The 14,053-nt window shown below is 44.3% G+C and carries 11 protein-coding genes and 1 pseudogene; 5 read left to right on the forward strand and 7 right to left on the reverse strand.

Annotated features, from left to right (window positions below; genetic code table 11):
• From DWW60_RS12435 to DWW60_RS12455, 5 genes and pseudogenes are all read left to right on the forward strand, one after another.
• Positions 1 to 437 (forward strand): annotated as a pseudogene (locus tag DWW60_RS12435) (DUF6076 domain-containing protein); the annotation flags it as partial.
• A gap of 69 nt (positions 438 to 506) precedes the next feature.
• Positions 507 to 1,190: a response regulator transcription factor gene (locus tag DWW60_RS12440; RefSeq protein WP_055223752.1), complete on the forward strand. Its 684-nt coding sequence runs from the start codon at positions 507 to 509 to the stop codon at positions 1,188 to 1,190.
• Positions 1,187 to 2,218, forward strand: coding sequence for a sensor histidine kinase (locus tag DWW60_RS12445; RefSeq protein WP_055223750.1), 1,032 nt, complete (start codon positions 1,187 to 1,189; stop codon positions 2,216 to 2,218). The genes DWW60_RS12440 and DWW60_RS12445 overlap by 4 nt, the downstream gene beginning before the upstream one ends.
• 122 nt (positions 2,219 to 2,340) lie before the next feature.
• Positions 2,341 to 3,006 (forward strand): ABC transporter ATP-binding protein, encoded by a 666-nt coding sequence (locus DWW60_RS12450; RefSeq protein WP_028088038.1) that lies wholly within the window; start codon positions 2,341 to 2,343, stop codon positions 3,004 to 3,006.
• A 13-nt stretch (positions 3,007 to 3,019) separates the two neighbouring features.
• The gene (locus DWW60_RS12455; RefSeq protein WP_055223746.1) at positions 3,020 to 5,653 is read left to right on the forward strand and encodes an ABC transporter permease; all 2,634 of its coding nucleotides are present in this window, start codon (positions 3,020 to 3,022) and stop codon (positions 5,651 to 5,653) included.
• 134 nt (positions 5,654 to 5,787) lie between these two features.
• On the opposite strand, the gene DWW60_RS12460 is transcribed toward DWW60_RS12455, so the two are convergent.
• From DWW60_RS12460 to DWW60_RS12490, 7 genes are all read right to left on the reverse strand, one after another.
• Positions 5,788 to 5,916 (reverse strand): helix-turn-helix transcriptional regulator, encoded by a 129-nt coding sequence (locus DWW60_RS12460; RefSeq protein ID WP_022058858.1) that lies wholly within the window; start codon positions 5,914 to 5,916, stop codon positions 5,788 to 5,790.
• 306 nt (positions 5,917 to 6,222) lie between these two features.
• A complete protein-coding gene (gene pheT / locus DWW60_RS12465) occupies positions 6,223 to 8,652 on the reverse strand; it encodes a phenylalanine--tRNA ligase subunit beta (RefSeq protein ID WP_022217145.1) in 2,430 nt (809 codons plus the stop codon).
• A gap of 104 nt (positions 8,653 to 8,756) precedes the next feature.
• Complete coding sequence (gene pheS, locus DWW60_RS12470) at positions 8,757 to 9,776, reverse strand: phenylalanine--tRNA ligase subunit alpha (protein WP_117875495.1); 1,020 nt, start codon at positions 9,774 to 9,776, stop codon at positions 8,757 to 8,759.
• A 754-nt stretch (positions 9,777 to 10,530) separates the two neighbouring features.
• The gene (locus DWW60_RS12475) at positions 10,531 to 10,710 is read right to left on the reverse strand and encodes a hypothetical protein (RefSeq protein ID WP_055279820.1); all 180 of its coding nucleotides are present in this window, start codon (positions 10,708 to 10,710) and stop codon (positions 10,531 to 10,533) included.
• Between the two features lie 14 nt (positions 10,711 to 10,724).
• The gene (locus DWW60_RS12480; protein WP_117875496.1) at positions 10,725 to 10,997 is read right to left on the reverse strand and encodes a hypothetical protein; all 273 of its coding nucleotides are present in this window, start codon (positions 10,995 to 10,997) and stop codon (positions 10,725 to 10,727) included.
• A 25-nt stretch (positions 10,998 to 11,022) separates the two neighbouring features.
• Positions 11,023 to 12,015, reverse strand: coding sequence for a YihY/virulence factor BrkB family protein (locus tag DWW60_RS12485; RefSeq protein WP_055143919.1), 993 nt, complete (start codon positions 12,013 to 12,015; stop codon positions 11,023 to 11,025).
• Positions 12,016 to 12,033: 18 nt separating this feature from the next.
• A complete protein-coding gene (locus tag DWW60_RS12490) occupies positions 12,034 to 13,647 on the reverse strand; it encodes a SpoIID/LytB domain-containing protein (RefSeq protein ID WP_199414463.1) in 1,614 nt (537 codons plus the stop codon).
• Between the last annotated feature and the right edge of the window lie 406 nt (positions 13,648 to 14,053).

The raw sequence follows: 14,053 nt of genomic DNA on the forward strand, positions 1-14,053 counted from the left end.
CCTATGCGTCCCTCTACCCGTTGATTACCTATTATCTGAACAGGCTGAATGACTGGGGGCTTTGCTTCCGGCGGTGCAAGGTCTGTGGAAAATATTTTCTGGCAAAGAGCCAGCGGTATGAGCTGTGCAGCGACAAGTGCCGAAAAGCACAGGCGCTTCAAAACAAGCGGGAATTTGACGAAAGGGCAAGAGAAAATAACTATGACCTGCTTTATAAAAATGAATGCCAGAACTGGCGCAACAAAATAAACCGGGTAAAAAATACCGCAGGCTTTCCGGCTGACCGTCTGGAAAAAATACAGGCTGCCTTTTCCGACTTTAAGAAAGAAGCCTTGCAGAGAAAAAAGGCTGTAAAAACAGGAACAGCCAGCCCGAAAGAATTTACGGACTGGCTGTATCAGCAGAGTAATGTAATTGTGGAACTGACTGAATACTAAATTTTTTTCTCGTTGTTAGGTTTCTGTGACATTTTGCTGATACTATAAAAAGAAAAAGGATGTGATACTATGCGAATACTGGTTGTTGAAGATGACCAGCTTTTGAATAAGACATTAAGCTATAATCTGTCGGCTGTCGGATATTCCGTGGATGGGGCTATGTCAAAGGCTGTTGCCATAAGATTTCTTGAAAAACAGGATTATGATTTAATCGTTTTGGATGTCAATCTGCCAGATGGGAACGGGTTTGATATATGCCGTGAGGTAAAAGAACGCCGTCCTGATACCGTCGTGATTTTTCTAACCGCAAATGATATGGAAAGCGATATGCTGAAAGGATTTGAACTGGGCGCAGATGATTATGTAACAAAGCCCTTTCCTATCAGCGTGTTCCAAAAGAAAGTATCTGCTTTACTGAACCGCATTTCAGCACAATCCGGCGGCGATTTCTACGATGACGGGAATTTGTATATCAATTTTTCCGAATTGTCAGCGTGTCTCGCAGGACAGCCGATTACCCTTACGTCGTTGGAATATCGTTTATTAAAAGTGCTAACAAGAAACTCACAAACTGTCCTAACACGTCAGGTATTGCTTGAAAAGCTGTGGGATGCAGATGAAAATTATGTGGATGAACACGCACTTACCACAACGATCAGCCGCATCCGCAGTAAAATTGAAACGAACCGGCATTCCTACATCAAAACCGTTTATGGTATGGGCTATATGTGGATTGGAGGAGCGCAAAAATGATTTCAAAAAAACTCTCCTTAAATAAAGTCTGCATAATACTGGCAACTACCATTTTACTTTTATCCGTGGTCATGTTTTCAGTTCTATATATCCTGACAAAAGAAATGTCTGTGGTATTTTGTAGCATGGCGTTTTGTCTGCTTTTTCTACTTTGTGTTACTGCTTTTGTGATACTGATACGGCGAAAGCTGACTTTGTTTTCTGAAATGCTTTGCTGCACCTTAGACGAAATGATGAATGGAAAAATAGATATATCACAGGTTGCCGAAGAAGAAAACCTGTTTTATAAAATCAATCATCGGCTGGTGCGCCTTTATGAGGTTATGCAGGAAAGCAAAAACAGCGTTGCCAGTGAACGAGCTGACTTACAGGAATTGATTTCCGATATTTCTCATCAGGTAAAGACACCAATATCAAACTTAAAAATGATAAATGCCACCTTATTAGAACAAGAAGTGCCACAGGATAAACAGCGGGAATTTCTACTTGCCAGTGGCACACAGCTTGATAAACTGGATTTCTTAATGCAGGCTATGATAAAAACTTCCCGACTTGAAACTGGCGTTATCTCACTTGAAAAGAAACAGCAGCCCATCTATGATACTCTTGCTATGGCGCTGGGCAGTATTTTTATGAGCGCTGAAAGAAAGCACATACAAGTTGAAGTAAACTGCCCGGAAACATTGGTTGTTTCCCATGACCGCAAATGGACAGCAGAAGCCTTATTTAACATATTGGATAATGCAGTTAAGTACACGCCGGAGTACGGTTCTATCCGTGTTTGCGTTGAAAGCTGGGAAATGCACCTGAAAGTCAGCATTACCGATACCGGCAAAGGTATTCCCGAAAACCAGCAGGGAGCAATTTTTAGGCGCTTTTATCGGGAAGAAGATGTCCACGATATAGAGGGAATCGGCATTGGGCTGTATCTCGCAAGGGAAATTATTAGCTTGCAGAACGGTTATATACAAGTCACTTCCCAAGTAGGAACAGGCTCAACATTCTCCGTTTTTCTTCCACATGAATAACCTGTTTTTTGAAATATCACAGGATTGTGACATTTCAGGGCGATTTATTATGTCGGCTGTGACATTTCTGTGAGGTTTGGTCGTTATAATGGATTTATCAAAAAGAAAGGATGGTGTTCTTTATGAGCATTTTGCAAACGACTGAACTAAAAAAATATTATGGCGCAAAACCGAACATTACCAGAGCCTTGGATGGTGTGACCCTCTCCATTGAAAAGGGCGAATTTGTTGCCATCGTAGGAACCTCCGGCAGCGGTAAATCTACACTGCTGAATATGATTGGTGGATTGGATGTGCCGACCTCTGGCAAGGTTATTGTGGATGGACGTGAACTCTCAACATTGAAAGATGAGCAGCTTACCATCTTCCGTAGGAGAAAGATTGGCTTCATCTTCCAGAACTACAATCTGGTTCCGGTGCTGAATGTCTATGAAAATATCGTGCTGCCTGTGGAGCTGGACGGAAACAAGGTGGACAAGACGTTTATGAACGAAGTTGTTCAGATGCTGGGGCTGGAGGATAAGCTGAACAATATGCCCAATAACCTCTCCGGCGGTCAGCAGCAGCGCGTAGCCATTGCCCGCGCCTTGGTGTCAAAGCCCTCTATTGTTTTGGCTGATGAACCCACCGGCAACCTGGACAGCAAGACCAGCGCCGATGTGCTGGGGCTTTTGAAAACCACAAGTCAGAAATTCCACCAAACCATCGTGATGATTACTCATAATAATGAGATTGCCCAGCTTGCCGACCGTATCATTCGGATTGAGGATGGCAAGATCGTGCAGTAAAGGGGGCGGGACTATGAATGACATTCTATTTGGCAATAATAACACAAAAACCATCAAGCGGCTGTCTAAACAATATTTCAAAAAAAATAAGGTTCGTAATCTGGCGGCGATTCTTGCGATCGTTCTGACAGCATTTTTGTTTACATCCATCACTTCACTGGTATTTAACATGGTATCCTCCATGCAGCTCTCTATGCAGATGCAGAAAGGCAGTAAGGCAGATGGAACCTTTGGGTACATGACCGAGGAACAGTTTGAGCAACTGAAAAACAGTGATTTTGTGGAGCAGGCAGGTCATCGGCGGATGATTGGATATGCAAGCAATGCCCTGGGTCATTCTGTTGAATTAAACTATGCTGATAGCATACAGCAGGAACTTACATTCTGTGTGCCAACGCATGGTTCAGCACCGGAAAAGGCAAATGAAATTGCTACTACCGAACTGGCTTTGAAAGCCCTTGGTGTGGAACCGGAGATTGGAGCAGAAGTTCCTCTGGAATTTGAAATTCGTGGAAAAACCTACCATTATGATATGGTGCTTTCCGGTTGGTGGGAAGCAAGCAACGATATGGTCAGCGTGGCGGTTCTCTCAGAGCAGTTTGTAAAAGATAATCCAGATGTAGTGAAAAATACCCGCGCAGTGGATGGAGAAATCTCAGGGGTTACTTTTTCTGACGTTGTGCTGAAAGACAAGACGAACATTCAGGAGCAGATGGATAACTTTGTCTACTCTATTGGCGGCAATCCAAAGGATATGTCTGCTGATAACTTTATCCTCTCTGTTGAAAACCAGATGGGGAAAGCCATGATTTCTCCGGAGTCCATCTTATTTGCCGTAGTATTTGTGCTGATGTTTGTATTGTGCGGCTATTTGCTGATTTATAATATTTTTGATATTTCCGTTATGCAGGATGTTCGGCAATATGGCTTACTGCGGATGATTGGTGCTTCTACGCGGCAAATTAAAAACATCGTCAATCGGCAGGCGGTATGGCTGACCCTGATTGGGCTGCCTATTGGTTTAATTGCCGGGTTCTTTGCAGGCCGGGCGTTGCTTCCGGTAGTAATGGAACTTTTTAGCTATGAGTATTCTGCGACAAGTTTGCAGACATCGACCTCCCCCGTGTTATTTATTATAGCTGCCTTGTTTACGATTCTGACGGTATTTATCAGTACCCGCAAACCAGCCAAAAAGGCCGCAAAAGTATCTCCCATGGAGGCGATCCGCTATACGGAGCAGGATGATTATAAAAAGAAAACCGTTACACGAACCAGAGGTGCAAAACTCTCCCATATGGCATTTTCCAACTTGGGACGCAATAGACGCCGCTGTGTATTCATCGTTGTTTCTATGCTTTTGTGTATCGTTCTGTTCAACACTATGATTATTGTGACACAGAGCATTGATGAAGAAAAGTGGATTACCCGCACAACGAAAACAGATTTTACCGTCTATAATTCGATTGCAGCCAATGCTTTGGAAGGCTTTAGACATCACGAAGATGCACTTCCACAGCAAGTGGTAGATATGATCCGTGAGCAGGACGGTCTGGAAGAAGAACGGTATCTTTATCGCAATACCGCAGATGACAGTAACGTGCTGGTTGATTATGGTTTTGAGGGACTGGAGTGTACCTCAACCTATGAAGATCAGGACGGTAGCCTCCGCAAAGCCTTTGGAAATTATAATATGAAGACTGCCCCGGATGCAGAAAATCTTTTCTTTGGAAATGTTTTTGGCGCTTCCGAACATTTTTGGGCGGATATGATGATTTATGCTGGAGAAACAGATCCTAATGTACTGAAACCAAAAATGCTAACTGGAGAATATGTCATTATTGGAGAAGGGTTAGACCGACTGAGTGGTGGTCCGAAAAGTACGCCCCTAACAGAACAGTTACAGATTGGCGACAGTATTTCTTTTTACAGGGATGGCGAGTTAGTCAAAACCTGCAGAATTCTTGCAAAAGCCTGTACCGTTGGAACTGAGGACGAAACGCCGTCAACAACTACGGCTATGAGGAATATTGGTGGCGATGCGCCCTTTGTGTATTTGCCGGACACTCTGTTCAAACAGATTTACACGACTCCAACTCTGCTGAGTTATGGATTTAATATGGATGATTCCTTACAGCCGCAAATGGAGGAATTTTTGAGCAGTTATGTTGAAAAGAACCCCTCTGTTACCTATACCTCAACAAAATTACTGAAAGAACAATTAAATTCTGTTGCAAGTATGGTTCTGGTTGTAGGCAGTCTGATTGGCTGTATCATGGCTTTAGTAGGACTGATTAACTTTACAAATATGATTATCACCAATATTATCACCCGCCGCCATGAGTTTGCGACTATGCAGAGTATCGGTATGACAAATCGCCAGCTTCAAAGGCTGATGGTTTATGAAGGCGTCTACTATGCCGCTGGTGCAGACATCATTGGTGGAGTGGTTGCGCTGCTGCTTACTGTGACGGTGCTGGAAAATGTCTTGAACTCGCCATCTATGTGGTTCTTCACTATGAATATCACATTGGTTCCTGTTCTGGTCATTGGTGTGCTTTATCTGCTGCTGGCTGCGGTTATTCCGCTGATCGTTCTCCACTTCTTTAACAAGGGAACTGTGGTGGAACGATTGAGGACCTCGGAATAAGAGTAATTTTCTTAATAACCATGTAAAAAACAAATCAAAAAGGTACTTGATATTGCGCTTCATTGCTTTTATCAAGTACCTTTTTTCATGCAGTATCATATAAGCGTGGATTCGTTATCTTTGGTGTTGTATCTTTAACTATGGGAAACTCCATTTTCCCAGTTGGATATCGTCTGCCTCGAAACCATAATCTTCTCAGCAGCCTGATCCTGGGTTAACCCAGCTCCATTTCTCGCTTCCTTTATCTTATTTCCAATCTCCATGTTTTTTCCTCTTTTACCTCCTTTATCAATCACTCTGAGTTCTCTATCTGAGCAAATGCTAACACCCATATCACATATTTTCCATCAAAAGGCTTTGTCCTTGCCCCGGATACAGTGTAAAAATCCTTTTACATACCTTACCATCCCGCCTCTCAGCGTTCAACATAAAAATACCACCCGGTAACAGACCTTCTGGGGTACACCTCATTTACGATCTGTTACCAGGTGGTATTTAAAATATATAATATCGATCATGCTAAACCAGATCTACACCACATGCGGCTTCCCGGCAGTGGTTATCAACTATTACGCTCTGATCTCGATTCCGAGCTTGCCGAGCTCCTTGAGGATCTTGGCAATGATTCCATCGACCTCTGATGTCTCAAGTGTTCTATCCTTAGCACGGAATGTCATTGTGTAAGCCACTGACTTCTTGCCCTTTGCGATCTGCTCACCCTCGTATACATCGAAGAGCTTGTAGCTCTCAAGCAGCTTGCCGCCACATTTCTTTATGACTTCCTCTATCTGTCCGACAAATATTTCCTTGTCCACAACAAGACTCAGATCTCTTGTACTTCCAGGGAACTTTGCAATTCCTTCATACTTGATGTCGAAGCTTGACAGCATAACCAGTGTAGGCATATCTATAACTGCAACATATACCTCCCCCTTAAGGTTGTAGTTGTCACATACCTCAGGATGTACCTGTCCGATAAATCCAATTGTCAGGTTGCCCTTCTTGAGCTTTGCCTGACGGCCCGGATGAAGGAATGTGTACTCCGACTCAGGCTCGTATGTCACCTGACCCTTAAGTCCAACCTTGTCTGTAAGCTCCTCGAGAACTCCCTTGAGATCAAAGAAATCTCCCTGACCATACATACCGATAGTCAGCTTCATTCTCTCCTCTGGAAGCTCTGTGAGTGGAAGTGACTTTGGAAGGTATACATTTCCGAACTCATAAAGTCTTGCGATCTTGTTCTTTCTATTATAATTTGTTGCCAGTGATGTGAGAACACCGTTCAGTGATACTGTTCTCATGATACTGAAGTCCTCACCGAGAGGATTTGCTATTGTAACTGTCTTTCTGAACTCGCTGTCAGCAGGCAGGAGCAGCTTGTCAAATACCTTAGGGCTCTCGAATGAGTAGCACATACCGCCCGAGAAACCATTTGCCTCAAGGACATCCCTTGCGATGGCATTGATCATCTGGTCGTATGGGAGCTTACCAACTGTTGCCTCACCTCTTGGAAGTGATACAGGAATGTTGTCGTATCCGTAGAATCTTGCAACCTCCTCTGCCAGATCTGCCATGCAGTTCAGATCCTGTCTGAAGCTTGGCACATCCAGAGTGTTTGTCTCTGCATCGTATGTGAGACCAAGTCTGCCGAAGTAGTACAGCATCTTCTCAGGCTCAACCTCTGTTCCGAGAAGCGCATTCATCTTGTCAGGCTCAAATGGAAGCTTCTTGTCCTGTACAGGATTTGGATACACGTCAACAGCTCCGCCGACTACCTCACCTGCGCCCATCTCCTCGATGAGCTGACATGCCCTGTCTATTGCCTCCATTGCAAGATTTGGATCAAGTCCCTTTGTGAACTTGGCTGCCGCATCAGTTGCAAGTCCAATTCTTCTCGATGAAAGTCTGATATTTGTTCCATCGAAGCAAGCTGCCTCAAAGAGCAGTGTATCGATACTGTCTGTTACCATGGAATTCTCGCCGCCCATGATTCCGGCGATACCGATCTCCTTCTCACCGTCACAGATCATCAGAACGTCATGGTCGAGCTTTCTCTCCTGTCCATCAAGTGTTACAAATGTATCTCCGTCATTTGCACGGCGAACAACGATCTTGTTGCCGGCTATGGTGCTGAGATCATATGCGTGCATTGGCTGTCCGTACTCTTCCATAACGTAGTTTGTTATATCGACAAGGTTGTTGATCGAACGGATTCCCTGTGAAGCAAGTCTCTGCTGCATCCACTTTGGTGAAGGTCCGATCTTCAGGTTCTTGACAACCCTTGCTGTGTATCTAGGGCAGAGGTCAGGATCCTTTACCTCTACTGATATATAGTCATTGACGTCCTCGTCATTTCCTGTCTTTGTTACCACTGGTGGGTAAAATGACTTGTCAAATGTAGCTGCTGCCTCTCTTGCCATACCGATCATTGAGAAACAATCAACTCTGTTGGATGTGATCTCGTATTCGACAACAACATCGTCAAGTCCAAGTGCCTTCACAGCGTCATCGCCCGGCTTCACACCTGACTCCACCGGGAATACATACACGCCATCCTCCGGTGCTTCCGGATAGAAGTCTCTTGATGAACCAAGCTCCTCTATACCGCACATCATACCATTTGACTCAACGCCTCTGAGCTTGCCCTTCTTGATCTTGATTCCGTCAGGGTACTCATTGTTGTCGCCGTGTGCTGCCGCAACCTTACCACCGTCAAGTACAAGTGGGATGAGATCATTGACCTTTACATTCTTTGCTCCGGTCACGATCTGAAGAGGCTCCGCCTGTCCAACATCTACCTGACATACTACAAGCTTGTCCGCATCCGGATGCTTCTCCATAGTGAGAATCTTGCCGACAACAATCTTGTCAAGATTCTTATCCTTCTGTTCGTAACCCTCTACATGTGATCCTGAGAGAGTCATGGCGTCTACAAACTCCTGAGCTGTCACGTCCAGATCAGGAACATATGCCTTTATCCATGAAATTGGTGTATTCATCTATTTGTCCTCCTATTTATCATTGAACTCCAGCCATGCAAAATTTGCCTTCGGCAAATGGCTGGAGCTGCATGTCAAGTTTTCACAGAAAACTTGACACATACTTAAAACTGGTCTAAGAATCTCATGTCGTTCTCGTAGAGAAGTCTCATGTCATCTATCTCATACTTGAGAAGTGTTACTCTCTCAAGTCCGATTCCAAATGCAAATCCTGAATATACCTCAGGATCTATTCCACAGTCGCGGAGAACCTTTGGATGAACCATACCACAGCCAAGGATCTCTATCCAGCCACTGCCCTTACATACTCGGCATCCCTTGCCACCGCACTTGAAGCATGTGATATCACACTCTGCTGATGGCTCTGTGAATGGGAAGTGGTGAGGTCTAAACTTGACCTTTGTGTTCTCACCGAAGAACTCCTTTGCCCACTGCGCCAGTGTTCCCTTGAGGTCAGCCATGGTGATTCCCTTGTCTATCACAAGTCCCTCTACCTGATGGAACGATGGTGAATGTGTTGCATCTACCTCATCAGCTCTGAATACTCGTCCAGGTGAGAGGATTCTGATCGGAAGATTGCCCTTCTCCATGATTCTTGCCTGAACAGGTGATGTCTGTGTACGAAGGAGGATATCCTTTGTAACATAGAATGTATCCTGCTCATCCTTTGCAGGGTGATTTGCAGGGATGTTCAGCAGCTCGAAGTTGTACTTGTCGTACTCTACCTCTGGTCCCTCAACTATCTCGTAACCCATACCGATGAATACTCTCTCCAGATCTTCAAGTGCTATCTGGTTTGGATGTCTGTGTCCTGTAAGCTTCTTCACTCCTGGAAGAGTTACATCTATTGTCTCTCTCTTCATCTTCTCTGCACGGAGTGCTCTGTTGATGGCCTTTGTCTTCTCGTCAAGGGCTGTCTCGATGGCCTGACGTGCCTCATTTACCATCTGACCTACCTTTGGTCTGTCCTCCGGTGCTACATCCTTCATGCTTTTGAGAACCTGTGTGAGTTCTCCCCTCTTACCGAGTATCGCCACCTTCACATCGTTAAGTGTCGATACAACCTCTGCGCTCTCGATCTTGGCAAGAGCCTCTGCCTTGATGGCTTCCAACTTGTCTCTCATCGTGTTTCTCCTTTTTCTATTTATAGGGATTTCAATGTGGATCCTATATTAATTACTTCCATATATAAGTCACGGAATTGCTCGACTACGGCTTCCGCAATTCCTACAGTAATTCGCGCTCCGCCCTATCGGGCTATGCGCTCATTCCTCTTTTGGGCGTTTACCGGGATTGCTCCGCGCTGCGCGCTCTCTCAATCCCTACACGGCATTCACACTCCGCCCTCCCGGGCTCCGTGTTTCATGTCGCGCGCGGGTGACAAATGTCTGCTGATGCATGCGAGCAAGCTCGCGCATCGCAGCCGCTTGTCACCCTGTAAACGCAAAAGTCCCTAGCATGTTATACATACTAGGGACGAATTATATCCGCGTTACCACCCTGATTCCAGACACTCTATGTATCTTGTCCATGTCTGACTCTCATTAGACGTTTGTCGCACGTCACACGCCACACCCTACACAGACCAACATCTGTCATCTGATAAAACAGATATCTTCAATCCTTCAGCCGTGGTGGCTCTGATGTGAAATTAAATACGCACTCTTACCTGACCTGGCTTTCAGCCGCTGACCCGGTCTCTCTGATGGTGACATACGTATCTTTTGCATCGTCACTGCCTGTAGAGATAATATACCTACATGTGGGTGTTAGTCAACATCTTTTTTGTCATACTGTCATGATCAACAACAATTCAATTTTCAGAAATATTATATAACTTGATTGTGAAAATAAACCTTACGAGTACCATACTCCTATTTAATCATCTTCCCGTTTCTTTTTTTTTATTTGTAAAGCAATTGATGCCAAAAGTAATATCCAGCCTATCAATAAGATTATATAAAACATCACCTTACCCAAATCTCCTTTTAAGATAAAATCGATTGCAAACAAACATGCACTAAGTACTAACAGAAGTATAGCTTTTTTTTCTCTCATATGTTTTCTCCTTTTTATATCAAAATCGCTTTATATCTTTCACTCTTTATTTTCTTTGTATCTGCAAGTCTTCCTTTACTATTATACGTAAGTAAATAAATATCAAATCCATCTTTACTGCTATTTGTTACATATTTAAATCTATACCCCCAGTTTTCAATAGCAGCAGACCTAATATCAGTACTTCCATAGTTACTTATTATATCTGAAAGAAGCGTAGACAATGTATACCCTGTTGCTAGACTTGCTGTGACTGCCCCCTTAGTTACCAAAATATCAATTGCCACTCCACCAGAATAGGAGGCTTTTATTTCATTTATCTACTTCTACATCAACTTCTTCGTCCATCTTTAAATGTCGATTTTTTCGCATCCGCCTCTTCTCCGCACGCTTTTTCTTCCTCTCAAGTCGTCTCTTCTTACGCCCGGCCTTGTGCGCACGCCTTCTTATTCCCCGGATTCCATTATCCATGAATTTGTTGATCTCCGCGCCTATCAGCATGACGTACATACACATGTAAAGCCACAGCGCAAGCAATATCACACTTGCAAGGCTTCCATACATATATGTGTTGATTCCCACTATATTGATATAGCTCGATACGCCAAATGACAAAAGCATCCAGAGTATGGTCGTAAATGCAGCTCCCGGCACAGCGGTCTTGATCCTCACCCGCTCAACCGGCAATGCCCAGTATGCCACGATCATAACCCCAAACAAAACCGTAGGGGCAAATGCTATCTTGACGATCGACAGGATATTCGCAACGGTATCCACCAGTTGGAATCTCTCCACCGAATCCAGCCGCACCAGCATTTTTGACACAACTACATCGCCGAGGATATATATGACCATAACCGCCACCAGCATCACACAGAATATCAATGTATACAGAGTGTGTATCGCTCTTCTGAGGAAATAATTGACGCTGTCCTCCTTGCCTGCCATGAAAGTGAGTCCGCGGCCTATAGCCATTGTTCCCTTTGACGCCGACCACACTGTGAGCAATATGGTTGCTGTGGTGGCAAGCAGTGAGCTCTTGCTGTCGAAAATCTCTGCAAACATGAATTCAAAATTGGAATTGATCTCCTCCGGGAACAGTTCCTTTATTATCTCCAACACCTGGGTCTCTGTGAATGGCAGATATTTGACAAATGTAAGCAACGTCATCGCCAGTGGAAACAGTGACAGCAGCAGGAAAAAAGCAGACTGTGCCGCAAATGCCGCCACCTGATCCTTATTCATCTCTGCCATAAACAATCTGACTTTATGGTATATGAGCACTATGCGCTTCTTTAACTTCATAATTAGTGATTCTCTCCGTTACTTTTCAACCGAACTGAGAACTGCTCCGTTGTAATAATGGCTTATTATCTGCGCTGCAGTATATCCCAGCTTTGCCAGTTCATTTGCACCATTCTGACTCATTCCGACTCCATGTCCGTATCCGCCGCCCTTAAGTGTGTAGAGTCCTGTGTCATTATCCTTCTTTACATAGTAGAAATTACTTGGAACGCCTGTCCAGCCCGTGAGCTCTGATCCATCCTGCTCTGTTATAGCCTTGCCATCCGTGGCGAACAGAACTCGGATATTGCTCTGGCCGCTGACTACCACGCTTCCCTTGTCGCCTGTTATCGTAACTTCCTTCACAAGTCCACTGTCATCTCTTCCCGTCACCATTATTGACTTGATCTTGCCAACCGATGTCGCAGACACATCCGAGCATCTTGAAAGGCCGGTCTCAACCGCATTTCTCATCTCATCTTCTGTGTATGTAACCGTCCACCTGTACATAGGAAGATTTCTCTCAACCACATCTGTGTCCGTCTTGCCATCCATGAAATCCCTGAATGCCGCTTCATCGCTGAAATATGGGATGTCCAGCGCCGTATTCTGAATACGTGTACAGGTATATGGCATGCTTCCGCCCCACACCTGGTCACTCGTGGTAGTCGTTCCGCACGATGTTGAGAAATATACAGCATTTATGATCTCTCCGTTATATGTAGGTACAATTCCGGATGTGGACTGGACTGCATCTATGGAATTTCCCGTCTCAGGGAAGTTATTGTAGACCTGGCACGATGTTGTGTCATCAAGGTCTGCATTGTATCCCCTGTAGTTACTTCCAAGCTTTCTATATGTAAATCCTCTGGCACAGATTGCCATAGCCTTGAGTGCCTCCGGGCTGTAGCTCGATGAAACCTCACTTGACACTACCCCATACAGATACTGTTCTATATCTACCTGATTGATGATCATGTATCCCGACGAATCCTTTGTTATCTCAAGGGCTCCGTGATACCTCGGGGTGCCGCTTGATTTGCTGAGACTCGATACTGTTATCATTCCATCCGAACTCTCAGGCTCAACTATGATGGATGAGGCCTTGTTGTCGCTGCCAAGTGATACAAATTCATCCGCCTTGTAGGTTTTCTTCTTGCCATCGCTCGTCACGTTAAATCCTGTACTGCAGGTAAATTCCACATAGCTCTGATAATAATCTCCGCCATTTGTCAGGATGACTCTGACACTGTTCTCCATACCGGATATAACTACTGACGATCCGCCATAGCCGCTGCCCCCGCTGGTTCTGTCGGTGCCGGACGAGCTGCTGCCTTTATCCTCTTTCTTCTTTGAAGCCACAGTTCCTGCTCCCTGAATTGTGTAGTCATACTCCGCGATCTCTGTACTGTCCGTGTCGGCTTCAACATATTGCTTCAGATCTCCCACCGGATCATCCGGAGCTTCTATAACTATGGTCTCCACTGAATTGCCATCGTTGTTATCATCAGTCTCTTCGCCTACTCTGTTTTTACCTGTTATCATCATATATCCGACAAAACATACCAGAATTATGGTTATGAAACTCACTATCTTAAAATTCTTATTGTATTTGATCTTCTGATACCATTTCTTCCGCTGATCTATTCGCATTCCCCTGTCTCCATTTCTCCGCAAATATATCCACATACAGAGAAAAAGCAGCATATATATGCTGCTTCTTCATCTTGTGTAATAAACTGAAATGCGCCCTTGCTTTTGAGTCCTAGCAGCGCTAGGTGGGCAACCGCAATTGTATATCTGCCTTCCACTAGAACTTATATAACGAGGCTTGACTTCAATAACAATGATATAGGAATCCCGTTTATTCAAATGTAGGTTCAAAATCACAAGAGACTTAATACATCTCAGCTATGAGCACATTATACCTTACCTTTACATCTCTTGCAAGAATTTTTCACGTGAACTTTAACCACTACAATTGACATTATATGCCTTCTTGAAATACCAATCTTACCTGTGTTAGAATGTAGATACTTATGGGAATTTATAATTATTT

The organism is Coprococcus sp. AF16-22, assembly GCF_003461545.1.
GTDB classification, from domain to species: domain Bacteria; phylum Bacillota; class Clostridia; order Lachnospirales; family Lachnospiraceae; genus Coprococcus; species Coprococcus aceti.

Coding starts and splice junctions, on each gene's coding strand:
- DWW60_RS12440 (WP_055223752.1), top strand. CDS start 507: ATGCGAATACTGGTTGTTGAAGATGACCAGCTTTTGAATAAGACATTA.
- DWW60_RS12445 (WP_055223750.1), top strand. CDS start 1,187: ATGATTTCAAAAAAACTCTCCTTAAATAAAGTCTGCATAATACTGGCA.
- DWW60_RS12450 (WP_028088038.1), top strand. CDS start 2,341: ATGAGCATTTTGCAAACGACTGAACTAAAAAAATATTATGGCGCAAAA.
- DWW60_RS12455 (WP_055223746.1), top strand. CDS start 3,020: ATGAATGACATTCTATTTGGCAATAATAACACAAAAACCATCAAGCGG.
- DWW60_RS12460 (WP_022058858.1), bottom strand. CDS start 5,916: ATGGAGATTGGAAATAAGATAAAGGAAGCGAGAAATGGAGCTGGGTTA.
- pheT (WP_022217145.1), bottom strand. CDS start 8,652: ATGAATACACCAATTTCATGGATAAAGGCATATGTTCCTGATCTGGAC.
- pheS (WP_117875495.1), bottom strand. CDS start 9,776: ATGAGAGACAAGTTGGAAGCCATCAAGGCAGAGGCTCTTGCCAAGATC.
- DWW60_RS12475 (WP_055279820.1), bottom strand. CDS start 10,710: ATGAGAGAAAAAAAAGCTATACTTCTGTTAGTACTTAGTGCATGTTTG.
- DWW60_RS12485 (WP_055143919.1), bottom strand. CDS start 12,015: ATGAAGTTAAAGAAGCGCATAGTGCTCATATACCATAAAGTCAGATTG.
- DWW60_RS12490 (WP_199414463.1), bottom strand. CDS start 13,647: ATGCGAATAGATCAGCGGAAGAAATGGTATCAGAAGATCAAATACAAT.